The sequence below is a fragment of the Pseudodesulfovibrio tunisiensis genome (assembly GCF_022809775.1).
GTDB classification, from domain to species: domain Bacteria; phylum Desulfobacterota; class Desulfovibrionia; order Desulfovibrionales; family Desulfovibrionaceae; genus Pseudodesulfovibrio; species Pseudodesulfovibrio tunisiensis.
On record NZ_CP094380.1, the window covers coordinates 1,462,422 to 1,485,982 of the forward strand.

General features: G+C 58.9%; 16 protein-coding genes and 1 tRNA gene. 5 read left to right on the forward strand and 12 right to left on the reverse strand.

Going from position 1 to position 23,561, the window contains the following annotated elements; all coding sequences use genetic code 11:
- The 6 genes from MPN23_RS07290 to MPN23_RS07315 form a co-directional block, all read right to left on the reverse strand.
- On the reverse strand, positions 1 to 621 hold the full coding sequence (locus tag MPN23_RS07290) for a DMSO/selenate family reductase complex B subunit (protein ID WP_243547038.1): 621 nt from the start codon (positions 619 to 621) through the stop codon (positions 1 to 3).
- 13 nt (positions 622 to 634) lie between these two features.
- Entirely contained in the window at positions 635 to 3,073 is a 2,439-nt protein-coding gene (locus MPN23_RS07295; RefSeq protein ID WP_243547039.1) for a DMSO/selenate family reductase complex A subunit, read from the reverse strand.
- 206 nt (positions 3,074 to 3,279) lie between these two features.
- A complete protein-coding gene (locus MPN23_RS07300; protein WP_243547040.1) occupies positions 3,280 to 4,689 on the reverse strand; it encodes a sigma-54-dependent transcriptional regulator in 1,410 nt (469 codons plus the stop codon).
- A gap of 59 nt (positions 4,690 to 4,748) precedes the next feature.
- On the reverse strand, positions 4,749 to 7,334 hold the full coding sequence (locus tag MPN23_RS07305) for an ATP-binding protein (RefSeq protein WP_243547041.1): 2,586 nt from the start codon (positions 7,332 to 7,334) through the stop codon (positions 4,749 to 4,751).
- Positions 7,335 to 7,354: 20 nt separating this feature from the next.
- Complete coding sequence (locus tag MPN23_RS07310) at positions 7,355 to 9,028, reverse strand: FmdE family protein (RefSeq protein WP_243547042.1); 1,674 nt, start codon at positions 9,026 to 9,028, stop codon at positions 7,355 to 7,357.
- 338 nt (positions 9,029 to 9,366) lie between these two features.
- Complete coding sequence (locus MPN23_RS07315) at positions 9,367 to 10,884, reverse strand: APC family permease (protein ID WP_243547043.1); 1,518 nt, start codon at positions 10,882 to 10,884, stop codon at positions 9,367 to 9,369.
- Between the two features lie 845 nt (positions 10,885 to 11,729).
- Between MPN23_RS07315 and MPN23_RS07320 the strand changes: the two genes are divergently transcribed.
- Both MPN23_RS07320 and MPN23_RS07325 read left to right on the forward strand, forming a co-directional pair.
- Positions 11,730 to 12,284, forward strand: coding sequence for a DUF4125 family protein (locus MPN23_RS07320; protein WP_243547044.1), 555 nt, complete (start codon positions 11,730 to 11,732; stop codon positions 12,282 to 12,284).
- Between the two features lie 25 nt (positions 12,285 to 12,309).
- Complete coding sequence (locus MPN23_RS07325; RefSeq protein WP_243547045.1) at positions 12,310 to 13,044, forward strand: sulfite exporter TauE/SafE family protein; 735 nt, start codon at positions 12,310 to 12,312, stop codon at positions 13,042 to 13,044.
- A gap of 43 nt (positions 13,045 to 13,087) precedes the next feature.
- Here MPN23_RS07325 and MPN23_RS07330 read toward each other — a convergent pair whose 3' ends face one another.
- Positions 13,088 to 14,590: a sigma-54 interaction domain-containing protein gene (locus tag MPN23_RS07330; RefSeq protein WP_243547046.1), complete on the reverse strand. Its 1,503-nt coding sequence runs from the start codon at positions 14,588 to 14,590 to the stop codon at positions 13,088 to 13,090.
- 306 nt (positions 14,591 to 14,896) lie between these two features.
- On the opposite strand from MPN23_RS07330, the gene MPN23_RS07335 reads away from it, so the two are divergent.
- The 3 genes from MPN23_RS07335 to MPN23_RS17200 all read left to right on the forward strand — a co-directional run bounded on the left by MPN23_RS07335 (position 14,897) and on the right by MPN23_RS17200 (position 18,656).
- The gene (locus MPN23_RS07335; RefSeq protein ID WP_243547047.1) at positions 14,897 to 17,335 is read left to right on the forward strand and encodes a glycyl radical protein; all 2,439 of its coding nucleotides are present in this window, start codon (positions 14,897 to 14,899) and stop codon (positions 17,333 to 17,335) included.
- Between the two features lie 106 nt (positions 17,336 to 17,441).
- The gene (locus MPN23_RS07340; RefSeq protein WP_243547048.1) at positions 17,442 to 18,335 is read left to right on the forward strand and encodes a glycyl-radical enzyme activating protein; all 894 of its coding nucleotides are present in this window, start codon (positions 17,442 to 17,444) and stop codon (positions 18,333 to 18,335) included.
- Between the two features lie 153 nt (positions 18,336 to 18,488).
- Positions 18,489 to 18,656: a hypothetical protein gene (locus tag MPN23_RS17200; protein WP_243547049.1), complete on the forward strand. Its 168-nt coding sequence runs from the start codon at positions 18,489 to 18,491 to the stop codon at positions 18,654 to 18,656.
- A 96-nt stretch (positions 18,657 to 18,752) separates the two neighbouring features.
- Here MPN23_RS17200 and MPN23_RS07350 read toward each other — a convergent pair whose 3' ends face one another.
- The 5 genes from MPN23_RS07350 to der all read right to left on the reverse strand — a co-directional run bounded on the left by MPN23_RS07350 (position 18,753) and on the right by der (position 23,528).
- A complete protein-coding gene (locus MPN23_RS07350) occupies positions 18,753 to 19,484 on the reverse strand; it encodes a sulfite exporter TauE/SafE family protein (protein ID WP_243547050.1) in 732 nt (243 codons plus the stop codon).
- Between the two features lie 253 nt (positions 19,485 to 19,737).
- The gene (locus MPN23_RS07355; RefSeq protein WP_243547051.1) at positions 19,738 to 20,178 is read right to left on the reverse strand and encodes a flavodoxin; all 441 of its coding nucleotides are present in this window, start codon (positions 20,176 to 20,178) and stop codon (positions 19,738 to 19,740) included.
- A gap of 111 nt (positions 20,179 to 20,289) precedes the next feature.
- Positions 20,290 to 21,141 (reverse strand): DUF4198 domain-containing protein, encoded by an 852-nt coding sequence (locus tag MPN23_RS07360; protein WP_243547052.1) that lies wholly within the window; start codon positions 21,139 to 21,141, stop codon positions 20,290 to 20,292.
- A 726-nt stretch (positions 21,142 to 21,867) separates the two neighbouring features.
- Positions 21,868 to 21,961, reverse strand: a tRNA-Ser gene (locus MPN23_RS07365).
- Positions 21,962 to 22,043: 82 nt separating this feature from the next.
- Positions 22,044 to 23,528, reverse strand: coding sequence for a ribosome biogenesis GTPase Der (der, locus tag MPN23_RS07370; protein WP_243547053.1), 1,485 nt, complete (start codon positions 23,526 to 23,528; stop codon positions 22,044 to 22,046).
- Between the last annotated feature and the right edge of the window lie 33 nt (positions 23,529 to 23,561).

Genomic DNA, 23,561 nt, shown 5'->3' on the forward strand with positions numbered 1-23,561 from the left:
TTACACCTCCTCGGGGTTCTGGATTTTACCGGAACGCGAGCCTTCGGGCCGGGCGTTGCGGTTGGGCGAAACAATCAGGTTCGGCCCGGTGATGGACGGGTCCGGCAGCGGCGCGACAACGTTGTCCGCACCATATTTCGCAGCCAGTTCCTCGTATTCCCCGAACTTCAGAGCGCGGGTCGGACAGGCCGCCACGCACGCCGGAGGCTTGCCCTGCTCCAGATAATCGCGACAGAAGTCGCATTTTTCCATCTTGCCCTTTTCCGCATTGAACTGGGGCGCGGAATAGGGGCAGCCCCATTCACAGTAGCGGCAGCCCACGCACTTGTCGTGGTCCACGGTCACGATGCCGTTCTCGTCCTTGTGCATGGCCGTTGTCGGGCAGGAGCGCACGCAGATGGGATTTTCGCAGTGGTTGCAGGAAATGGACAGATAGTAGGCGAACACGTTCTGCTCGTAGGAGCCGTTCGCATTTCTGCTCCAGTTGCCGCCCGCGTATTCGGTCACGCGCCGGAACAGCACGCCGTCCGGCAGATCATTCTTGTCGATGCAGGCGATCATGCACGTCTTGCAGCCCGTGCATGCTTCCATGTCTATGTAAAATGCAGGTCTTTTCAACATTCGCTATTCTCCCCTACGCCTTTTCGACCTGAACGAGGTTGGTATGCTGGGGGTTGCCCTTGGCCAGCGGAGACGGCTTGAGCGACGTCAGCACGTTGACGCAGCCTCCCAGATCGTTGCCCTTGCCGTCCGGGGTGAACCAGGCACCCTCGGGCAGGCTGAGCACGCCGGGCATGATGCGCGGGGTGACCTTGGCCACGGTATGAACAACGCCGCGGGCATTGAAGACCTTGACCTTGTCGCCGTGGGCAATGCCACGGATTTCCGCGTCCACCGGGTTGATCCAGAGTTCCTGCGGCGCGACCTTCTTGAGCCAGTCCACGTTGCCGTAGGTGGAGTGGGTCCGCTGCTTGTAGTGATGCCCGATGAGCTGAAGCGGATAGGTCTTGCGCAGCGGATCGGAAACGCCTTCCCAAGTGGGCGTGTACTCGGGCAGAGCCGTGATCACGTCACCTTCGGGCAATTCCCATTCCCTGTTGATGTCCCAGAGCTGCTTGGAGAAAATCTCCAGCTTGCCCGAAGGAGTCTTCACGGGATGCCCTTCCGGGTCCTCGCGGAATTCCTTGTACGGGACCGGCGGCAGGCCCGGCTTCTCGCGCTTAAAGATGCCCATGGCAAATGCGTCGGACAGCTTTTCCGGCAGTTCGGGCAGCATTTCGCGCGACTTCTGGTAGACGTATTCCACCCACTGGGCACGGGTACGACCCTCGGTGAACTTCTCGCCCGCGCCAAGGCGCTCGGCCACTCCGGCACAGATGTCGTAGATGGTGCGGCTCTCGAAAAGCGGTTCGATCACCTTTTCCGCAAAGATCACATACCCCATTTCCGAGGCGAATCCCTGAGGCGCAAAGTCATCCTCCTCCAGATTGGAGGTGGCGGGCAGCAGATAATCCGCGAACTTGGCACTCGGGGTCATGAAGTTGTCCACGACCACCACGGTTTCGCACTTGGAGTCGTCGCCCAGAATTTCGGACGTGCGATTGCTGTCCGAATGCTGGTTGACCAGACAGTTGCCCGCAAAGTTCCAGATGAACTTGATCGGGGCGACCAGCTTGTCGCGGCCCTGCACACCGTCGCGCTTGGCGGTCATCTCGGTGCCACGCTCGATGGCATCGGTCCAGGTGAAGCAGGAAATGGACGTCTTGACCGGATTTTCCAGCACCGGAAAGCTGGCGAACGGGATGCCGTAGCCGCTTTCTCGCGCACCGGTATTGCCGCCCTGCACGCCCACGTTGCCGGTCAGGATGGGCAGCATGCTGATGGCGCGACAGTTGTTCTCGCCATTGGCCTGACGCTGCACGGACCAGCCCTGCGAGATGTAGCAGGGATCGGCCTGCCCGATCTCGCGGGCAAGCTGAATGATGCGGCGGGCCGGAATTCCCGTGATTTCCGAAGCCCATTCCGGAGTCTTGGCCTGACCATCCGGGCCCTTGCCCAGAATGTAGGACTTGTAGGAAAGCCCGGCAGGCACGCCCTCGGGCATGGAATCCTCGTCATACCCGGCAGTGCAGCGGCGCAGAAAATCATGATCCACCAGATCCTCGGAGATCAGCACATGCGCAATGCCGCAGACAAGTGCCGCGTCCGTGCCGGGGCGAATGGGAATCCATTCGTCGGCCAGCGTGGTGGCGGTGTCCGTGTATCTCGGGTCCACCACGATGATGCGGGCATACCCCTTCTTGCGGGCCTCGATCACGTCATGCACCAGACCGCCGCCGCTCATGCGCGTGGCCGCCGGGTTGTTGCCGAAAAACACCACCAGCTTGCTGTTCACGATGTCGGACAGCAGGTTGCCTTTGACCCATCCCTTGCCGAAGGTATAGGGCAGGGCCATGTCGATCATGGCGTCGCTGTAGGTGCCGTACTGGTTCAGGTAGCCGCCGAGGCTGTTCATGAGCCGGGCCACGGGCGTGGAGCCGGTGGGCCAGGACTTGGACAGCACTGCGCCGAGGTTGCCCGTCCCGTAATTCAGGTAGACGGACTCGTTGCCGTACTTCTCGATGGTCTCGCCAAGGCTCTTGGCAATGCCGTCCAGAGCCTCATCCCAGGAGATGCGCTCGAACTTGCCTTCGCCACGCTTGCCGACCCGCTTCATGGGGTACTTGAGCCGATCCGGAGCATAGATGCGATGCCGCATGGAACGGCCGCGCAAGCAGGCGCGCACCTGATGATCGCCATACACGTCCTTGCCCGTATCATCGGTATCCACACGCACGACCACGCCGTCCTTGACGTGAGCGCGCAAGGCACATCGGCTGCCGCAGTTCACGTTGCAGGATGTCCAGACAACCTTGTCCGCGAACGTTTCCGCACTTTCCACGGACCGGAGGCCACAGAAAACCCCGGCACCGGACAGAGCGGTCATACCGCCCAGAGCCGCGCTCCACTTCAGGAAGCTGCGCCGCTTCAGGCTCGAGCCTGCCGGTTTCCGTTCCGAATTTTTCCTATCCATAAAAGCCCTCATTGTTTTGGCCGCCTTGCTGCAGCGACCGGTCTCAATCCATGGAACGCATGAAACAATAAGCGTGCCAAGCTCCGATTTGACCTCATCAATCTGAAATAAAAGGATAAAAACAAAACCCTCCCTCCGCAGGTCCGAAAAAATCGGAAAGCGGAGAAAGGGATGTCATGCATTTTTTCCGAAATTAATGGAAAGACTCACTCCTTCTCGATGGAATGCTGCTTGAGCTGATCATAGACCCGACTCTTGCCCAGTCCCGACATTTCGCAGGCGCGTTCCACATCCCAGCGGGCCGCCTCCATGAGCCGGGAAAAATACCATTTGTCCGCCTGCTCCAGAACCCGGGCGCGATATTCCTTGTACACGGGCAGTTCCGCGGCATCCTCGGGCTCCGGCTCCGGTCCGGCGCCTGCGGAATCCTGTCCGGACAGGGACTGCCTGATCATGGTGATGCGCACCCGTTCCGGCAAATGCATGGGGTACAGTTCGGTATGGGCATAGGCACTGACCAGCGAGGTTTCCACCACGTTGGACAGCTCGCGGATGTTGCCGGGCCAGTGATATTCCTGAAGCGCTTCCATGAAATCCGGGGAAATCCCCTTTTGCGGGATCATGTTCTTTTCGCTGATGCGCCTTGCCATGAAATGGACAAGTTCGGGCAGGTCCTCCTTGCGCTCGCGCAAGGGTGGCAGCGTGATGGACATGGCTCCGAGGCGATACAACAGGTCTTCCCGAAACGTACCATTCTGAACCATTTCATTGAGATCACGATGAGTTGCGGAGACCAGACGAAAATCACTGGAAACTTCCTGACTGCTGCCCACCCGTCTGTACTTGCGTTCCTGAAGCACGCGAAGCAGTTTCTTCTGAAGGGCAAGGGGCATTTCGCCGATTTCGTCCAGAAACAGGGTCCCCCGGTCCGCCTCCATGATCAGGCCGCCACTGGCATGGTCCGCGCCAGTGAATGCGCCCTTCACGTGGCCGAAAAGCGTGCTTTCCAGCAGAGTTGCGGGAATGGACGCGCAGTCCACGACCACGAATGGCCCTCGACTGCGCTGGCTGTTCTCGTGCAGGGCCCGGGCGAACAGTTCCTTGCCGGTTCCGGTTTCCCCGGAAATGAGCAGGCTGGCATTGCTGCGCGCCGCTATGCCGAGGCGTTCCAGAGCCTGCGTGATGGCCGGCCCGCTGCCCACGATGCCGCACCGTTCCACGGGCATGGCTCCCTTGTCCGCCTGACGCAGATTGTCCCGGTACTTGAGCACGCGCTTGAGCGGAAGCAGAATCTTCTTGGGGGATAGCGGTTTCTGGAGATAATCCCAGGCACCGTTGCGGATGGCCAGTTCCGCGCCGTCCGGATCGCCCAGTCCGGTCAGGATGATGACCTCGGGCGGCAGTTCCTGCTCGCGCAGTCGGGGAAGGATGTCCAGACCGTTGCCGTCCGGCAGGCGGATGTCCAGAAACACCACATCGAACTCGATCTCGCGGTTCTTTGCCAGCCCTTCGCGCACGGTAAGCGCACAGTCGGCGTCATGACCGATGTTGCGCACCAGTTCCATGAGCGCCTCGCAGGTCATGCGATCATCGTCTATGACAAGCACCTTGGCCATATATGCCCCCTTCCCGACGGTTCCGCCGCCGTGCGACGGCTCCGCCTGTTTTTCGAAACTCAGTTTTCCTCGCGATCGAAATCCTCGTCCCGAGAGGAAAAATCGGGCTTGAGGTATTTGCGCACGGCCATTGCCAGCGCCTTCAGGCTGATGGGTTTCTTGAGGTATTCCCGAATTCCCAGTGAGGCCGCCGCGCTTTCGTCGAAACGATGGCTGTAGCCGCTGCACAGAATGACCGGCACCCCGGGCCGGGCTTCGAGCACCTTGCGGGCAAATTTGTCCCCCCGCAGTCCGGGCATGTTGTAGTCCGTGATCACCAGATCGAAATCCCCGGGCGCATTGCAGAACAGCTCGGCAGCGGCAAGGCTGTCGGTCTCGCCATGCACCTTGTATCCAAGATTCGTCAGGAATTCCGAGCAGGAACTTACCAGTTCATCCTCGTCATCCACCAGCAGGATGCACCCGCACCCTGAACATATCTCGGTGTCCCCACGCGTTTCCACGGCAAGCTCGCCGCTTTTGACCATGGCCGGAATGTAGACCCGGAACTCCGCGCCCCGCCCCGGCTCGTTGCGAACCAGAATCTCGCCTCCCCAGGATTTGACGATGCCCTGCACCATGGCCAGCCCGAGTCCGGTGCCCTTTCCCGGCATCTTGGTGGTAAAGAACGGATCGAAAATCCGGTCCACCACCTCGGGCGGAATGCCACCGCCCATGTCCCGCACGGACAGGACCACATGCGGCCCGGGCTTGAGCACAGAGGTTTCCGGCCGATCGCTGCCCACGCTCTCCCCATGCACGGAAATGGACATGGTTCCCCCGGAATTCTCCATGGCGTGCGCCGCATTGGTGCACAGATTCATGAGCACCTGATGCACCTGCGTGGGATCGGCCAGCACGGTTCGTTCCGGCGACGCGATCTCGTAGTCCATGGTAATGGATGCGGGAAGCGACGCTTCAAGAAACTTGATGGTTTCCTTGACGATGGGCCCAAGATTCAGGGGAATTGCCTCCTCGCTGCTCTTGCGCGTGAAGGTCAGTATCTGGCTGACCAGATCCCTGCCTCGGTACGCGGCGGCAAGCATGGCCTGCACCTTGGCGGCCAGCGGTTCGTTCCCGTCCAGATGAAACATTTCGACCATTTCGCCGTTGGCGATGATCACGCCGAGAATGTTGTTGAAATCATGGGCAATGCCCCCGGCCAGAGTACCCAGCGCCTCCATGCGCTGCACGCGCTGAAGCTGGCGTTCCTTCTCGTGCAGGGAAATCTCGGTTCGCTTGCGCTGCAACGCCTCCTCGAACGCGAACAGGACCTCGGCCAGCAGGGAAACCTCGCTCGACACGTACCGGGCCTGCCGCCTGCCCACGGCGATGATCCGCAGATCGGCCCCGGCCAGAATGTGCAGCGGCACCATGATCACATGCACGTCCAGACCATCCGAACCACGCAACGTGGCCTGTACCACCTGACAGTTGCCCAGCGCCTCCATCTGCTCGAAGGAAAGCTGTGCCCCGCCAATGTCCAGCGGCTCGCAAACGGCCCGTTCCCCGCATTCCGTGGCAAGAAAGACCTTGAGCACCCCGTTCCCGGCAACCTCGCCGAGAAACGCGCGCTCGCTCGAGGACATGTTCTCGGCCTCCTCGAGACAGCGAAGCATGACCTCGTGCTCGGTATGGCACTCCAGCGAACCAAGCAGCACCTTGTTGATGGAGCTGAGCGCCATGGTGCGCTGGGCCACCTGTCGCTTGAGGCTGCGGTTCCAGACCAGCACCAGTACCACGCCCCCGAGAATGGCCCCGCACACGGAAAACAGACCGATCCAGAATTTCCAGCTCGCCCAGATGGGGCGGTAGTGCAGGGTCAGCCACCGTTCCTCGATCACCTTGCGCTCATGAGGCAGAATCATGGCCAACCCCTTGCGCAGAATGCTGCCGAGAATGGGACTGGCCTTGAGCGAGGCAATGCGCAGATCAATGGTGTAGTTGGTGATGCCTGCAATGCGCAGGTTGCTGATGCGCGCGTTGGCAATGTAGCGCGAGGCCAGTGCCATGTCGCAGATCAGCGCGTCCACGTCGCCCACGGCAAGGGAGCGAAGGCCGCCGATGTATCCCCCGGCCATGGGCACGATGGTGTATTCGCCGGGATAATGCTTTTTCAGATACCGGGTGAATTCCGGGGACACGGTCACGCCGATGCGCATGCCGTCCAGCTTTTCCAGCGTGAGCTCCTCCTGGAACTCCTTTCTGGTGATGATGGCGGCGGGCACGGTCACGTAGGGCTGGGTAAAGTCCAGATACTCGCGGCGACCTTCCGTCATTTCCAGCGCCGCAACCACATCCACATTCCCCTGCTTCACCTCGCGCAGCACCTCGTCCCGGTTGCGGAAACGCACCGGGACGAAGCGCAGTCCGGTCTTTTCATTGATCAGCCGGACATAATCCGCGCTCAAGCCCTCATAGCCGCCCTTGAGTCCGTATTCCTCATAGGGAGGATAATGCAGGGACACGCCGAGCCTGACCTCCTTGTTTCGCGAAATCCACTCCCGTTCCTCCACGGTCAGGGGGGTGCGCTCGTCAAAGGTCGAGCAGGACGCGGCCGTCATGAGAACAAGGACGGCCAGAAGGACTTGAACGAATCGTTGCATGTCGATTTTTCCGGGACAACCTACTTGCCGAAGGAGCACTTGGGAAAGGTGCAGTTGCTGCATCCCAGACACATGCCGCCATTCCCCATCTCGGCCAGATCGTCGCGGGTGATGTCCACATCCGCCAGCAGACGCGGCAGAAGCAGGTCCAGACTGGTTCTCCGGAAGAACAGGGCGCAGGCGGGCACACCCAGCAGGCGGGCCTTCCCGATTCTTCCGATCAGGGTCATGGCCCCGGGCAGGATGGGCGCACCGTAGACCAGGGAATGCGCTCCCGCATCCACAAGGCCGTGACGGGTGAGATCATCCGGATCAACGGACAGTCCGGCCGTGGTGATGATCAGATCGCAGCCGCCGTCCAGCAGCTCCCGGGCTCCATCACGAATGGCCTCGCGGTCATCCGGCGCAAACACCGTCTTGAACACGGTGCAGCAGTCGAACGCGGCCAGCTTGGTACGAATGATGTCCTCGAAACGATCCTCGATGATGCCGTTGAACACTTCGTTGCCCGTGATCAGAATGCCCACTGTCGTCTTTTTCAGGGGAAGCACATCGAATGCCGGACGATCGCCCAGCACTTCCAGCGCATGGTCGAAATCCGGCTTTTCCAGATACAGTGGAATGGCTCTGGTGCCCGCGATTTCCGCGCCCTTGCGCACCATGGTCCATCCCTTGCGACTGGCCGCCATCACGCCGTGGCAGAGATTGAAACTCTTGAGTCTGCGGCGATCCACGCGCAGCAGGCCGTCGCAATCGGCCTGAAGCGTGACCTTGCCTTCGTGCGGTTCGCCCTTGGCGGAAATGCCCTTGCCCGCCAGACGCGAGGCAAACGCCTTGGCGCAGTCGTCCTCGTGCACCCACTGGGGATCGACCTCGCCCTCCTGCACGTACACGTTGTTCTTGCCCATCTGCTGCAAGCGGCACAGGTCGCCCACGGCAAAGGTCTGGCCATTGCGGAATGCCGCGCCCTTGTCCACGCCCGGCACGATCTGGGTCATGTCATGGGCAGCACGTTTGCCCGCCGCATCCTCGGATCGAATGGTGCGCACCTGCTTGGGCAGGGAATAGATCACGCCGGAATCGGCCACGGCCTGCTCGGTGTAGGGGGACTCTCCGCCGCAGGAACGGCAGACCGCGCCGTGCACGGAGGGGTATGCCTCGCCGCACATGGGGCAGACGGCGATCTCGCCCTTGCTGCGCTTGACCAGCATGGACGCGTCCACGGTAATGGGCTGGATGGAAAGAATATCGGCTCCGGCCATGCCGATCTGATGCCGAAGCAGATCGGAATCCTGATCCTTCTTGGCCTTGGTCTTCAGGAACCACGGCCTGATCTCGGAATCCTCGGGAATCTTGTCCAGATCCAGCCAGACCCGCACGCCCTCGCCCGTGAACTTGTCGTACAGGCTCATGGCATAGCGACCGAAATTAAGCACGCGCATCCAGCCGTTGCCCACAGTGCAGGGCGTCAGCATCTGAATGGCGTCCGGCAGACACCAGGAGGTCTCGGAAATGGCCTCGTACAACACCCCCTCGGGCATGCGCTGCATGGCCTCGGCAACCATGTATCCGCCGATGAGCAGCCCGGGAGCCGGATAGTTGTGAAACAGGCTGGCCATCTCGATGAATTCCTCAAACGTATTGCGGCCCACCATGCGGTATTCCGCAGCCGCGGTAGCATCATAGTCTTTCATGCTGGCATTCTCCGAATAAAAAAGTATAAAGCCGGACTGTTACAAAGAGCATACCAGCACAAGCTTCTGTTTTTTCCTTCTTTTTCAAGCAGATAAAAAACAAACAGATTCCATGCCGTACGCATTTTCCGGCAAAAGCGGAAAGATATATCCTGACGACAGGACAGCCTTTCCACTTTTTCCGGAAGAAAGCAACGGACAATCATCAAAAAACAGAGCGACCAGTTTCTTCAGGCTCCCTTTCCCCCTCCCCAAAAAAACAAGCCCCTGCCTGCTTGCGCAGACAGGGGCGGGAGAGGGGTCCGACACGGATGGTTGTGCCGGATTGTTGCCATTGATCAATCGCCTGCGCCCTGATGCTGTTCGGCACCGACCCGGGGATCGCGGCTCTTGAAGAAGACCGGAATGTCGCTGCGGCCCAGAATGCGGGAACGCAGAATGGATTCCGGCAGCTTGGCCCATTCGGACCTGTTGGAATAGTAGAAGAAGAAGCCCATGGCGACCCAGGCCACCAGACACCAGCGGGAGGCCACGCCGATGTAGGCCGGGGACCCCGGAACCAGCAGCAGCACAATGCACATGACGGAGGTCAGAATGCCCACGGTGCAGCAGAACAGCCGGGTGGCCCTGTTCGTGACATCCGTGCTGCCGAGCAGGACCCGACGTGCGGCAAGGCAGGAGAACAGGTAGCCGATGCCGGTGCCCACGGAACTCATGTCCACGATCCAGACCACGACCGAACGGCCTGCGAACGGGGTCAGCAGCACGATGGCGATGGTGAACAGAATGGCCTTGTAGGGCGAACGGTACTTGGGATGGATATCACCGAACCAGGAAGGAAGAATGCCGCCGCGAGCCATGCTGAGCAGCAGGCGGGACGTGGCAATGTAAAAGCCGTTGATGCCGGTGCACACAGCGCCCATGACCGCACAGGCCAGCACGATGGCGCCGAACTTGCCAAAGGCCAGCTTGGCGACTTCGCCCGTGGCCCAGGCAGTTCCGCCAGCCTCGCGCAGAGCGTCCATTTTGGCCAGCATGTCCGGATACGGAATCGCAATGGCCACGGCCAGCGTGACAAGGCTGTACAGCACAACGCCGCACAGAATGGCAATGATCATGATGTTGCGTGCCCGGGCCGGATCAAAGGAGAATTCCTCGGCAGCCTGAGGAACCGTATCGAATCCCACGAAAAGGAAGGGAGAGATGGCAAAGATGAGCAGCACGCAGGAAAGCATGGTGCGATGCTCGGCAAACAAGGGCATGAGATTGCTGAAATGCGCGGTTTCAAGTGAAGCGGTACCGCCAAACAGGGAAACAATGCCCACGGTCAGCAGAAAGGCAAGAACAACCTGCAGTTTTCCGGCAAAGCTGACGCCCCGATAGTTGAGCCAGCCGAAGAGCAGGGTCGCGCCGGTCATGAGCATGGTTTCGCCCATGTAGACTTCCCACCCTGCTATGGAATAGAGCGGCCCGAACTCGAAAACGCCGGGAAAAAGAAAACGGAAAATCAGGGCGAGTGCGGCAATGTCGATGCCGATGATGGCGATGTAGCCGAGCACGAGCGCCCAACCGCAGATGAATGCCGCAGTAGGGCCGTATCCCACATAGGCATAGGCAAACGCACCTCCGGCAACCGGAGCGTACTTGATCATGTAGCTGTAGCAGACCGCCACGAAGCAGAGCAGGAACGCGCCGACCGCGAATCCGATCAGGGTGCCAAGGGGACCGGCCTGGGGAAGAAACATGTCGCCGGGAAGAACAAAGCATCCCCAACCGACTATCGAACCGAGCGCCAACGCCCAGACCTGTGCCGGGGAAAGCGATTTTTCCAATTTCAACTGTTCGTCTTGTGCCATGGTAGCTCTCTTCAATCTTAAAGAGTTCAAAACAATGTAGCCCGTGTCGTTTTCGGCAGGCCCGTACCAACAAGCTTCCGGGTACGGGTCGGTCGGCCCAAGCGTATGCCGACCGGTTTCTGCCGCGGACGCAACCGCCGGAAGCGTCCGATAACTGGCTGCCATGCAGTCGATTCCACAGTTCGTGGGCGCATGGCCTTCTCATGACCGCAGAGGAGCGAACGATTCCTCCACACTCTCTTCAGGTGAATGCAAATTCGCGAAATGCTGATCCGAAGAGAGCAAAGACGATGCCAATACGTGAAATTCTTCACCATCTTTTCAACTATCTAAAAAAACTATGCTTTTTGAAATCAGTAAAAAAGTTGGTCAATGGAAGAATAAAAAAAATATCTTTTTCGAAAGTTTTCTTTCCTTTTTCGAAAATTTCTTCTCGTTACATTCCGCAAAGCGACATTGATAGAAAAATGGGAGAGCAAAGAAAACCATTATTTTTAAACCAATAAAAACAATATATTACGAGACAAACAACTTTTGAGGCATGTTGTTTGGAGCAAAATGGACAAGCGGCACCGGCTTTGCAAACAGCGCATTCGTTCCTTTTTTCTTTTTCACGATCGTACGAAATGAGCATTTTCCCAATGCGGTATCCGCAATGAGTCACTCCGGAAATCGAACCAAAATGGGAGCCATTAAAAAGCGCTTGAAAATACTGGCAATTGAGGCAAACCTCTCTTGGCCGGCAACGCTCGGGCGCCCCCTTGCGACACAAAGTGAGTCAATGCAGATCGGGAAAAAACGCACAAGGACGACCGTGCAAGCCACAACGATCCGGGAGAAAAAACATGTCTGAAAAATCATGCGAAACCTTGGTACGGGAAATCATTGATCTGGAACTGGCCATGTTTCTGGCCGTGAAGAATCGCGGAGGAACGTCCCTGTGTCAGGAGCATCCGGATTCCTTCCGCCTGATGCGGGAAATCACGCATGCCGTGCTCCCGCTTTCCTTCCTCGAATCGTATTTGAACGATCTGAAGCAGGGCGTGCAGGATGCTCGCAACTTCATGAGTGAAAAATACGCACTCATGGAATCCCTGATCCCTCCCCTGAACACGGACCCGTGCATTGACGCGATCGTGGATGCGGAATCCGCGTGGCGGGCCGAGGTGGCTGCGGAATTTCCCAAGACAGTGCAACCGGAAGGCCGCGAAGGATTTCGTCTGTATCTGGGATGCGAGCTCCAGACCTATTCCCCGGCCACCCTTGCCGAATACACCCGATTCGTGGATGCGGCGCATGCGGAAAACCGCAATCCGGTACGGGAACGGTATGAACTGCTGATGCGCAAACTCGGCTACGGCTCGCTCAAGGAATGCGAAGCCAGCCGGGTGGTGCGCTAGCAACGGGCCACGGAGGCAACATCCAATGCCGGATTTCCTTTCCCTGCTTGTCTTCTGTGCCTGGTTCGCGGGCGGGTTCGTCTCCGGAGTCAGCGGCATCGGCGGGGCGCTGGTGGCCGTGCCGGTCGCGGCCATGTTCATCCCCATGCATGAGGTCATCCCGCTCAGCTGTCTGCTGAACGTGGTCATGGACGGCTGCATAGCCTGCATGCATTTCCGCCACTGCCGCGTGTCCGCGCTGTGGCCCATGCTGGTGGGCTCCCTGCCCGGTGCGTTCGCCGGACTGTTCATCCTCCAGATCGTGTCAGGCTCCATACTGCAGGGGGGCGTCGGCGCGCTGCTGCTCTATTACGTCTATTGGCAGAGCACCTTCAAGGTGAAGCAAACCCATCCGGAATCATGGACCAGAGGCGGAGCCGCCGGATTCGGCGCAGGCCTGCTGGGAACGGCCATCTCGTTCGACGGCCCGCCCATCGGCGCATACGGACTGTATGTAGGCTGGTCTCCGCGCGTGTTTCTGGGAACCCTTGGCGTGTTTTTCGTGCTTCGGGGAACCATGACCTGCGTGCTTCAGGCCTCGGCAGGCATGTACACTCCGGCCCTGCTGGATTACGCCATGTACGGCGTGCCCGCCACCATGCTGGGTACACTCTGCGCCTTCCCCGTGGTCAAGCGCATCAATGTCGAGACATTCCGCCGCGTGCTCACGGTCGTGATCGCCCTTGCGGGACTGGTCTGTCTGGGACGCTCTCTCTTCTGATTCCGAACGCCGGCAATCAGCCCGGGCTGCGCACAGGGGGCAATCAATCCTCGTCCTCGATTCCCAACTGCCTGATCTTGTAGCGCAGCCCGGCTCCGGTGATTTCCAGAATGCGGGCCGCCTTGGCCACATTTCCTCCGGTGACGCGCAGCACGTTGCGGATGCACTGGGCTTCATACTCCTGAACGCAATTCTTGAGCGGAATCACGCTGCTCTTCCTGACTCCCTGATAGTCGAAATAGTTTGCTGCGGACACGACTGGTTCGGCAGCCTTGCGATGCAGGGAAATCGACGACGCGGGCTGCAGAGCCGGAGATGCGGCACACGCCTCGCGAAAATGCCGGGGCAGACAACGCTCCTCGATCAGGTTGCCTTCGCCAAGCAGGGCGAGACTGCCTTCGATGACATGTTGCAGTTCGCGAATATTGCCGGGCCATGCGTATTCGGAAAACACCTTCAGCACATGGTCGGCAATGTCAATGGGGCCGGACGTGCGCACATGTTCGGACCTGTCGATGAACGTACGGGCCAGAAGCGGAATGTCGGTCCTGCGGTCGCGCAGCGGTGGCACGGCGATGCCCACCACGGCCAGCCGATAGAAGAGGTCTCGCCGAAGCAGCTCCTGCTCCACGGCATTGAGCGGGTCCACGTTCAGAATGCTGATGACGCGAATGTCGACCGGTACCTCGGTTCTGGAGCCGAGCCGACGAACGCGCTTTTCCTGCAGCACGCGAAGCAGCTTGGCCTGCAATCCCATGGGCATGGAATTGAGTTCGTCCAGCAGCAGGGTTCCGCCGTCCGCCTCCTCGAAAAGCCCGGGCTTGTCCGACGCATCGGTAAACGCGCCCTTGGCCGTGCCGAACAGGATGCCCTCCAGCAGATTCTCGGGAATGGCCGCGCAGTTCACCGGAACCAGCGGATGTTCACTCCGGGTGCTCGCCGCATGAATGGCCTGTGCCACCAGTTCCTTGCCCGTGCCGCTCTCGCCCCAGATCATGACATGGGAGGAAGCCTGCGAAGCAGCTCTGGCCTCGTCGATCACCTCGTGCAGGGCCTCGTCCTCACCAACCAGACTGTCGAACGTGTAATACTCGAACCTGGCGGCCTTTGCCCCCGAGGCTCTGGCTGAACCGGTCCTGTGCTCCGCCAATGAAGTGGTCCCGGTCCAGATGGTGAAGGCGATGACCCCATCCAGCCTTCCGTGATCGAAAAGCGGAAAGAAATCCGAAACCGTCCCGGCCAGATAATTTTTCGTGGTCTTGTAGAAATAGGACTTCTTCAGCAGCGGCTCGCCCTTCCTGAGGCATTCCATCGTGGGAATGCACTCCAGTTCATGGGGCACATACAGATTGGTGATGTGCTCCCCCACCACGGGCAGACTGCTGAATCCGTCGATGCGCTGCTGGATCGGATTCATGTATTCGCAGATGCCGTCCGCGTTCACCACGGCGACGCCAAGCCCCATGTCATCCCAGATGGCTTTCATCTCCGGAGTCAGCACGCTCTTGCGGTTGACGTTGGAAAATTTCTCTCTATCAAAATACAAATTTCACAACCTCGGCTGATTTGGCTCGAATCAAGGGAACTGCAAGGCTCCTCTCATGCTTTTGCTTGGGGTTCAATGAAAGATTTTTTTCGAAAAGAAAAGTATTTTTTCGAAAAATGAATTTTTCCACCCTTGCCACCATCTCTCCGTGAACGATGCAAATCGTTCTATTCCAGTTGGTTAATCGAAATACCGCCCCCCGGAATCCATCTGGCACACCCCGTGCTAGTGACAAAAGTAACAAGCGAGCGAACACCGCCAATATCTGCTTCAGGTAAAAATTCTTACATGAACAGGAGCATGGAAATGTTGAACAAGGAAAACGAAACCCAGGCCGCCCCCAAGGGCTACGGCATCAATTGGGATACCGCTGAATCCCGCGTCAAGGAACTCAAGGACTTTCTCATGACCGCCCCGCAGGTCATGGACCCGGAACGCCTTCAGTTTCTGAACGAGGTATATGAAAAATATCAGGGCGAATCCGTCTTCTACATCCGCGCCAAGCTCTTCGAACGGGTGCTGACCAGGAAGAACATCTTCCTCGACGGCAACCCCATCGTGGGCACCCTGACCGGCGTGCGCGCTGGCGTGTATGCCTACCCCGAATGGAACGTCGCGTGGATCAAGGAAGAGATGCAGATGGCCAAGATGGCCTCTCTGGGCGAAATGAAGATTCCCGCCGAAACCCAGGAACTGCTGGAAAAGACCTACAAGCTGTGGAAGGGCCGTACCTGCATCGACCAGAACAACAAGATGTTCAAGGAAAAGTACGGCATCAATCCCAAGCCCTATGCCAAGGCGGGCATGTACTACGAGAACGTCAGCGTAGCCAGCGGCTCCGGCATTGCCGACTACCCTCTGGCTCTGAACAAGGGCCTCCGCTGGATGATCAACGACGTGAAGTCCCGTTTCGAGAACTGCCCCACCACGCTGGCCAACAAGGAAAAGCACGATCTGTACCGCGCCATGCTGGTCACGCTGGAAGCGGTCATCGCCCATTCCCATCGCTATGCCGACCTTGCGGAAAAGACTGCGGCCGAAGAGACCGATCCCAAGGCCAAGGCCGAGCTGCTGGAAATTGCGGAAATCTGCCGCCGCGTGCCCGAATACCCGGCCCGCAACTTCCGTGAAGCGATTCAGTCCTTCTGGTTCATCCATCTTGCCATCGAGATCGAGCAGATGGCCTGCGCCACGTCTCCGGGCCGTTACGGCCAGTACATGTACCCCTTCTTCAGGAAGGACATCGAGGAAGGCAACCTCACCCGCGAACAGGTCCTGACCCTGCTCAAGTTCCAGTGGATCAAGCACCTCGAACTGGCCGAATACCAGGGCAACTCCTACGCCCTGACCCTGTCCGGCCACACCGGCCAGTCCATCACCATCGGCGGTGTGGACGCTGACGGCAACGACGCCAGCACCGAACTGGAAGAGCTGCTCCTCGAAACCCAGATCCAGATGAAGAACATTCAGCCCACGCTGACCCTGCTCTATCATCCCAAGATGAAGGATTCCTACCTCCAGAAGGTCGTGGAGTGCATCCGCGGCGGCTCGGGCCAGCCCCAGATCCTGAACAACAACGTGGTGGTGCAGCGCAACCTCGCCCGCTTCGGCCAGTACGAGGGCGGCATTACGCTGGAAGACGCACGCAACTGCGGCAACTACGGCTGCGTGTCCACCGGCATCTGCGGCAAGGGCAGCTTCATCACTCAGGAAGACCAGCCCTGCCTCGCCAAGATCGTCGAGGTCATGCTCAACAACGGCAAGTGCCCGGTCACCAAGAAGAAGGTCGGCGTGGAATCCGGCGATCCCCGCGAGTTCACGAGCTTCGAGGAAGTCTACGAGGCCTACAAGAAGCAGCTCGACCACCTCTTCAACATCTCCCGCAAGCACTCGGACCTGAGCCAGATGGCCCGCCTTCAGGTGGTTCCGAGCATCTTCCGCTCCGCCATGTACGACGGCTGCATCGAAAAGGGCGTGTGCGAGGAAGCCGGTGGCACCCGCTATCCGCAGGTCAACCCGATCATGACCGCAGGCATTGACGCGGCCAACTCCCTGTATGCCATCAAGCATCTGGTGTTCGACACCAAGCAGTTGACCATGGACCAGCTTCTGGAAGCCATCAGCACCAACTTCGAGGGACACGAGGACATCCGCAAGATGTGCTTCGAAGCTCCCAAGCACGGCAACGACTACCCCGAGGTGGAAGGCTTCATCCAGCAGTACTACAGGGACGTCGACGCGATCCACCATGCACAGGGGCCGGACTGCTTCGGCTACCGCACCCCGCTGGACGCATACTCCCTGTCCTACCACAACTACTTCGGCTCGCTCATGGGCGCCCTGCCCAACGGACGCAAGGCTGGCGTGGCCCTGACCGACGGCAGCGTGTCCGCCATGCCCGGCACCGACCACGAAGGCATCACCGCCCTGATCAAATCCGGTGCGGAAGCCATCGACACGGTCCGCTACGGCGCGAACCACTTCAACGTGAAGCTGAATCCCTCGGTACTGGAAGGCCCTGTGGGCGCACGTACCCTGATCTCCCTGATCAAGACCTACTGCGACTTCGGCGGCTCCCACATCCAGTTCAACTGCGTCAGCTCCGACACCCTGAAGGACGCGCAGGCCAACCCGCAGGAATACACCGATCTGGTGGTTCGCGTGGCCGGGTTCAGCGCCTACTTCACCCGTCTGGATCGCGGCGTGCAGAACGAAATCATCAAGCGCACCGAATACGAAAACTAGCGACATCACCGACTGCGGGCGGGACCTCTCCCGCCCGCAGCGAATCTTTCACGAATCCAGCCGCAAGCAGCGGCAATCACGAAAATACATATCTGCGGAGACGGCGATGAGTCAGGGAATGGTTTACAATATTCAGCGAATGTCGATTCATGACGGCCCGGGATTGCGGACCACGGTGTTTTTGAAAGGCTGCCCCCTGCAATGCCTGTGGTGCAGCAATCCGGAATCCCAGAAGGGCACGCCGCAGATGATGTATTTCGAAAACATGTGCACCGGTTGCGGCGCGTGCATGGAAGCCTGCCCCAACGGGGCCGTGATCGCTCTGGACGGCAAGTTCGGACGCGATGTGGAAAAATGTACGGACTGCGGCAAATGCGCCGAGGTCTGCCCGAACAAGGCCCGGGAAATGTCCGGAAAGATCATGACCGTGGACGAAGTCATGGAGGTGGTGCGCAAGGACGCGCTCTTCTATGAGAACTCCGGCGGCGGCGTGACCTTTGGCGGCGGCGAGCCCACGGCTGGCGGCCAATTCTTTCTGGACATGGTGCAGGCCGTGCACGACGAGGGCTTTCACGTGACCGTGGACACCTGCGGCGTATGCCCGGCGGACCGCTTCGACAGGACCATCGAACTGGCCAACCTGTTCCTGTTCGACTGCAAGCACATGGACCCGGAACAGCACAAGAAGCTGACCGGCATGGACAACACCCTTGTTCTGCGCAACATGCGCGCCGCCTTGAGTTCCGACACCCAGGTGCGCATCCGCATGCCTCTGATGCCGGACATGAACGATTCCGACGAAAACCTTGCCGCCATGGCCGAGTTCTTCGGCGAATTCGGCAGGGAGGAAATCGAAGTCATGCCGTGCCACGCCTTCGGGCGAAACAAGTACGTCGCATTGGGCAAACCGGTTCCGGCCGTGTCCCAGTACACTCCCGAGGAACTGAAGGTCGTTCTGGACCGCTTTGCCAGGCATGGGCTCAAGCCCGTCATGGTTTAACTGCAAAAAATGATGGAGAGGAACAATATGTTCACCGTAACCGTTCCGGACGAAATGCTGGAAAAGCTCCGCGCCATGCTGGAGGACGAGGACGAGGAAACCTGTGTGCGCCTGCGCGAATACAGCGTCGGCGGCGGCTGACACGCGAAAATCGTGCTCGGTCTGGGCATGGACGAATTTGACGAAGACGAAGACAGGCAGATCGAAGTGGACGGCGTACCATTCATCGCCGAAGAGGATTTTCTTGAAAAATACGGTTCCGCCTATTCCCTGAAGTTCAATGAGAACGAACAGGTGGAACTCACCGCTCTGAACGCCTAACACCCCCCGACAAAAGGGAATCCATACTGAAGGAGTCCCCGGCCTTTGTGGTCGGGGACTCTTTTGTTTCACGACAACAGCGTACTTGCCGGTCCGCTATATGGCAGACCACGCAACGCTGGTCCCGGCCACCAGAATCAGAATCAGCAGGATGCGCTGATAGGCGACCTGCCCGATGAAACGGGAAAGCAGAATCCCCACCCCGCCGCCGAGCAGGACAGCCGGACAGCCGACCGCAAAATACGTGACGGTTTGCAGGGAGTGAATGCCTGCAATCAATTGGCCGGTCAAAATGAGCGTTCCGGTCAGAAGAAAGCATACGCCCAGAACGCCCTTGACTGTTTCCTTGGGCCATCCGGTCAGCGAGACGAACACGGCCAGCGGCGGCCCGTTGAATCCGAACAGCGCGCCCAGAACCGTGGACGCGAATCCGGCCACGATTCCCCAGCGGGGATTGATGGCATGAGCCTTCCGAAGCCCGGCAGGCCAGCAGATGGAAAACAGGGCGTAGGCGATCAGCAGAAGCCCCATGGCAAGCTTGAGCGACTCGTTGCCCACGCTCTGCAGCACGCTGATTCCGACGGCCACTCCGGCAATGCCACCGATGCAGATGTACTGCAATGCCGCCTTCTGAATGTGCTTTCTGTAGCTCCAGCCCATCTGGCAGCTCAATGCGAGCACGAGCAGCGTGGAACTGGGCACGGCGATATCCAGAGGAATGGCGTAGGCAACAAGCGGCATGGCCATCAGGGCCGCCCCGAATCCGGCAATGTTGTTGATGACGGCTGCCACGAACCAGGCGAAAAAGAACAGGATGTATTCTGACATGGAACCAGGAAGTCCAGCTAAATTAGAGTGATGGAAAACAGCAGTGGAAGCAGGTGCGGCGAACCTCGAAAAAGGATGTGGCAGCATGCCTCAACAGACCATGAACACTGAACAAACAATGCCGTAGCTCCGTGCGGCCCAGTCAGCCTATACATGCCCGGTTCGATTGTCCAGCAGGCCTTGCGTCCAAAAAAAGCGGCACTCCGGAGAGTGCCGCCATATACCCCGTCTTTGCGGGACGCATATCGTACTTCTAGGCCTGCGCCATGACGGCTTCGGTCCATGTCGTCACGTCACCCATGTCCGGATCGCCATCGATCTTCAGGGACTCACCCAGCAGAATCGCACCCAGCTTCCCGGATTTTTCCTCGATGGCATCCACGGCTCCACAAAAGAACTCGTACGAGGAATCGCCGCAACCGAACACTGCGACCTTCCTGTCCTTGAGTCCCGCCTTGTCCAGATCGTCAAAAATCGGGACAAAATCATCCTGCAGCTCAATGGAGTCATCACCCCATGTGGAAGAACCGAGAAAAACCACATCGTAGCCATCGGCCATGCCATCGACCGACACGTCGGCCGCATCCATGACATCGACGCTCCAGCCCCCCTTTTTCAGGACGTTTTCAATATTGTCCGCGACACTCTCGGTATTGCCGGTTGTGGAACCGTAAACGACCAATGCCTTGCTCATGTTTTCTTGCCTCACTGTTTCAGAGTTGCAGTTCACGCGGCTGTGGCCACGATCTCCCAAATACAGTTTCGGCGACAAACGGATATCATGCGCATTGTTCTCCTTGCCGGCTCAATGATGTTCCGGGCGCGGCTGCCTGCGCTCGTTGGGAACAAGCACGACCAGCGTGGCGGTCTGCTTGAGCTGCATGTATTCCTCCACCTTGTCCGGCGCGGCATCCGTCTTGACATAGTACCGGATGAACCATTTGCCGGGATGATCCAGCAGGACCCTGAAGGAATCCCCGGCCACTTCCCTGCCGGGATGATGCAAATCCTCGGATTCGGTGGAATACCCGCCATACGTGGCATCCCAATGCCCGTTTCCGGCAAAGGCCTTGCCATCCTTGAACACCATCAGGTCAAGCGTGTCCCCCGGTTTCAGGGCTGTGGGGTCCTGCATGGGCACCAATTCCAGCGGCAGGCCGACACGGCCCGCAAACCGACCGTCCGGCTCGCCGCAACGAACATAGGACTTGGCGTACTGCTTGGAGTACAGGGATTTGACGATTTCGGACGCCCGATCCCTGACTGCGCTCATGGGCTTGATCGAATTGCGATTTCTTCCGGCCTTGTCCACCCATTTGGTATAATGCCCGGGGTTGGTCTCCGCAGTAAGCACATATACGCCCGGAGCATCATATTCCACCATCTGCGACTGCAGCCCGGTTTCCTCGCGGGGCAGGAATTCCATCACGTTTCCGGCGGGATCATGCACCTTGACAAAGGCGAGCTTGTTGGCGCGCACCCCGTCATCCACAGGGAAATGATGCCCATAGGCAAAAAACAGCGGCGTTTTCTTGCCCTCGGACACACGATGCCGCCCGGACTGGATGAAAAGCGAATGTGCCCGGGCCAGGTCCGCACCCACGAGAAAAAACAGGGAAGCCACAACGGCAACCGGCAACAACCTGATCGATTTCATTCCCATCTCCTTTTTCCGCGCAATCCTGCCCGCGTCCATCCGGCGGCATGGTTCGGTTTCTTCCGTTTTTTCCATGCAAGGGTGACCATCCACGAATGGAAGCAATCACTCTTGACGCACACGAAGCACCATCCCATCTCGGGACAACGAAAACCGGACGATGCAGCCTTCGGCACCACGACTCCGGAAACCTTTTTTCCAACACGGTAAAATCAGCGCTTGTCATTGATAATGAATTTCGATATCACTGATATGCCTTCAGGGTAACGCAGTCAACCACAAATCGCTTTTCCCCGGGCAACGCACGGTTGCCGAAAAGCGAAAACAGCCATGAAGGACTGAAAAAACGACTGTACCCCAAGGCCACTCAAACACGAAAAACCCAAAAGCACTGGAGACCGAAATGACACTCAGACGCGGCATCAACAGCAAGTATGCATCCAAGGATTTCCTGCAACGCGGCCTGCGTTCCATGTTCCCGAACTACAAGACCGAAAATGAGGAAAATTCCGGAACGATCCCCCCCCCTGAACACGGAGAAAAAGGAAAAGGACGCAGTCAAATAGCCAGAAGCAGGAAGGCCCCGACAACATATGTTGTCGGGGCCTTCCTGCTTCTGGAAAACGGCACGGCGTCCCGAACAGGGGGGGACACATTGGGGGTACACTCCTTGTTTCGAGCGCAAAAGAAAGGGGTTACGCGGTAACCACGCAACCCCTTGAAATCTGGCGGAGAAGGAGGGATTTGAACCCTCGATACGGCTCTACACCGCATACACGCTTAGCAGGCGTGCGCCTTCAGCCAACTCGGCCACTTCTCCAGTATGGTCGGGACGTTCGCAGGCAACGTCGCCGAGGCAAAGGGACTACCCTTTCGGGTTGTCCCTGTCAAGCGTATTCCAGCTATTTCTCGGACTTTTCCTTGCGCCTGCGCTTGGAATCGCGCTCCCACTTCTGCTCATGGCGACGGGTCTTTGCACCGCCCTTGCGGTCGCGGCCCGGGCCACGCTTGCCGATGCGGGAAATGCCGCGCCGAACCTCGCGCTCCTTCTTCTCATGGCTGGAACGAAGCACCACGTTGATGGGCGCGTACTGAATGTGACACATCTTGCGAATCTGGTTCTCCAGATACCGGACGTAGGATTCCCGAACAATGGTGTGGTCATTGACGAAAAACACGAAGGTGGGAATTTCCTCGTCCGCCTGAGTCACATAGTAGAACTTGGGCCGCCTGCGCTTGACCACGGGAGGCTGATGCTGCTGAAGCGCGAGCTCGAAGGTGCGGTTGAGTTCGCCCGTGCCCACACGCACCTGACACTCTTCAAGGATGGTTTCGGCCAAGGGAAGAATCTTGCCCACGCCCACGCCCTTGGTGGCGGAAGTCATGACAACCGGCACGTGCGGCACGATGCGCAATTCCCTGCGGAACTCGTCCATGACGTACTGCGTCTCGGCATGCGGTACCTGGTCGATCTTGTTGACCGCAACCATGAACGGCACCTTTTCGCGGGCCAGAAACTCGATGAGCCGCAGATCCTGCCGCCCCACGCCCAAAACCGCGTCGATGACCAGCAGGGTCACGTCGGACCGACGGGAATTCTTGAGCGCACGAATCACGCTGATCTTTTCGAGCTGTTCCAGAATGTTGGAGCGCTTGCGGATGCCTGCGGTGTCCACGAAGGTGAACCGTCTGCCACGCGCCTCGAAGGTCACGTCAATCGTGTCCCGGGTGGTACCGGCCACATCGCTGACAATGACCCGATTCTGGCCAGTGATCCTGTTCACCAGCGAGGACTTGCCCGCATTGGGCCGTCCGAGCATGGCCAGACGAAGCCCCTGATCGCGCTCTCCCTCCTCGTCCTCGGGCAGGCCGAGATCGAGCACGAGCTTGCGCACGGCGTCACGCACCTCGTTGAGGTTGTAGCCGTGCGCAGCGGAAACCGGCATCAGGTTCAGGCCGAAGGAATGAAAATCCGCTGTCGCCTCATGGGCGAACTCGGTACCGTCGACCTTGTTCACGAGCAGCAGCATGGGCTTGCCGCTCCGGCGCACGTATTCCGCGGCCTGCTGATCCAAAGGGTTCAATCCTTCCTTGCCGTCCACCACGAACACGATGGCATGGGCCTCTTCAATGGCCTCGCGCGCCTGTTCGAAAATTTCGTCCTCAAAATCCTTGGACAGTTCGGGAGTGGCCTCGGACTCCATGACCATGCCGCCGGTGTCCACAAGGCCGAAAACCGTGCCCTTCATGTTGCATTCACTGAAGACACGATCGCGCGTGACGCCGGCCATGTCGTGAGTGATGGCCACGGACTTGCGCAGCAATCTGTTGAATAACGTGGACTTGCCCACATTGGGCCGTCCCACCAAAGCAACTATGGGGAGCATATAAGCCTCCAGCGTGCCGGCGTGCCGGACAGA

Coding starts and splice junctions, on each gene's coding strand:
- MPN23_RS07290 (WP_243547038.1), bottom strand. CDS start 621: ATGTTGAAAAGACCTGCATTTTACATAGACATGGAAGCATGCACGGGC.
- MPN23_RS07295 (WP_243547039.1), bottom strand. CDS start 3,073: ATGGATAGGAAAAATTCGGAACGGAAACCGGCAGGCTCGAGCCTGAAG.
- MPN23_RS07300 (WP_243547040.1), bottom strand. CDS start 4,689: ATGGCCAAGGTGCTTGTCATAGACGATGATCGCATGACCTGCGAGGCG.
- MPN23_RS07305 (WP_243547041.1), bottom strand. CDS start 7,334: ATGCAACGATTCGTTCAAGTCCTTCTGGCCGTCCTTGTTCTCATGACG.
- MPN23_RS07310 (WP_243547042.1), bottom strand. CDS start 9,028: ATGAAAGACTATGATGCTACCGCGGCTGCGGAATACCGCATGGTGGGC.
- MPN23_RS07315 (WP_243547043.1), bottom strand. CDS start 10,884: ATGGCACAAGACGAACAGTTGAAATTGGAAAAATCGCTTTCCCCGGCA.
- MPN23_RS07320 (WP_243547044.1), top strand. CDS start 11,730: ATGTCTGAAAAATCATGCGAAACCTTGGTACGGGAAATCATTGATCTG.
- MPN23_RS07325 (WP_243547045.1), top strand. CDS start 12,310: ATGCCGGATTTCCTTTCCCTGCTTGTCTTCTGTGCCTGGTTCGCGGGC.
- MPN23_RS07335 (WP_243547047.1), top strand. CDS start 14,897: ATGTTGAACAAGGAAAACGAAACCCAGGCCGCCCCCAAGGGCTACGGC.
- MPN23_RS07340 (WP_243547048.1), top strand. CDS start 17,442: ATGAGTCAGGGAATGGTTTACAATATTCAGCGAATGTCGATTCATGAC.
- MPN23_RS07350 (WP_243547050.1), bottom strand. CDS start 19,484: ATGTCAGAATACATCCTGTTCTTTTTCGCCTGGTTCGTGGCAGCCGTC.
- MPN23_RS07355 (WP_243547051.1), bottom strand. CDS start 20,178: ATGAGCAAGGCATTGGTCGTTTACGGTTCCACAACCGGCAATACCGAG.
- MPN23_RS07360 (WP_243547052.1), bottom strand. CDS start 21,141: ATGAAATCGATCAGGTTGTTGCCGGTTGCCGTTGTGGCTTCCCTGTTT.
- der (WP_243547053.1), bottom strand. CDS start 23,528: ATGCTCCCCATAGTTGCTTTGGTGGGACGGCCCAATGTGGGCAAGTCC.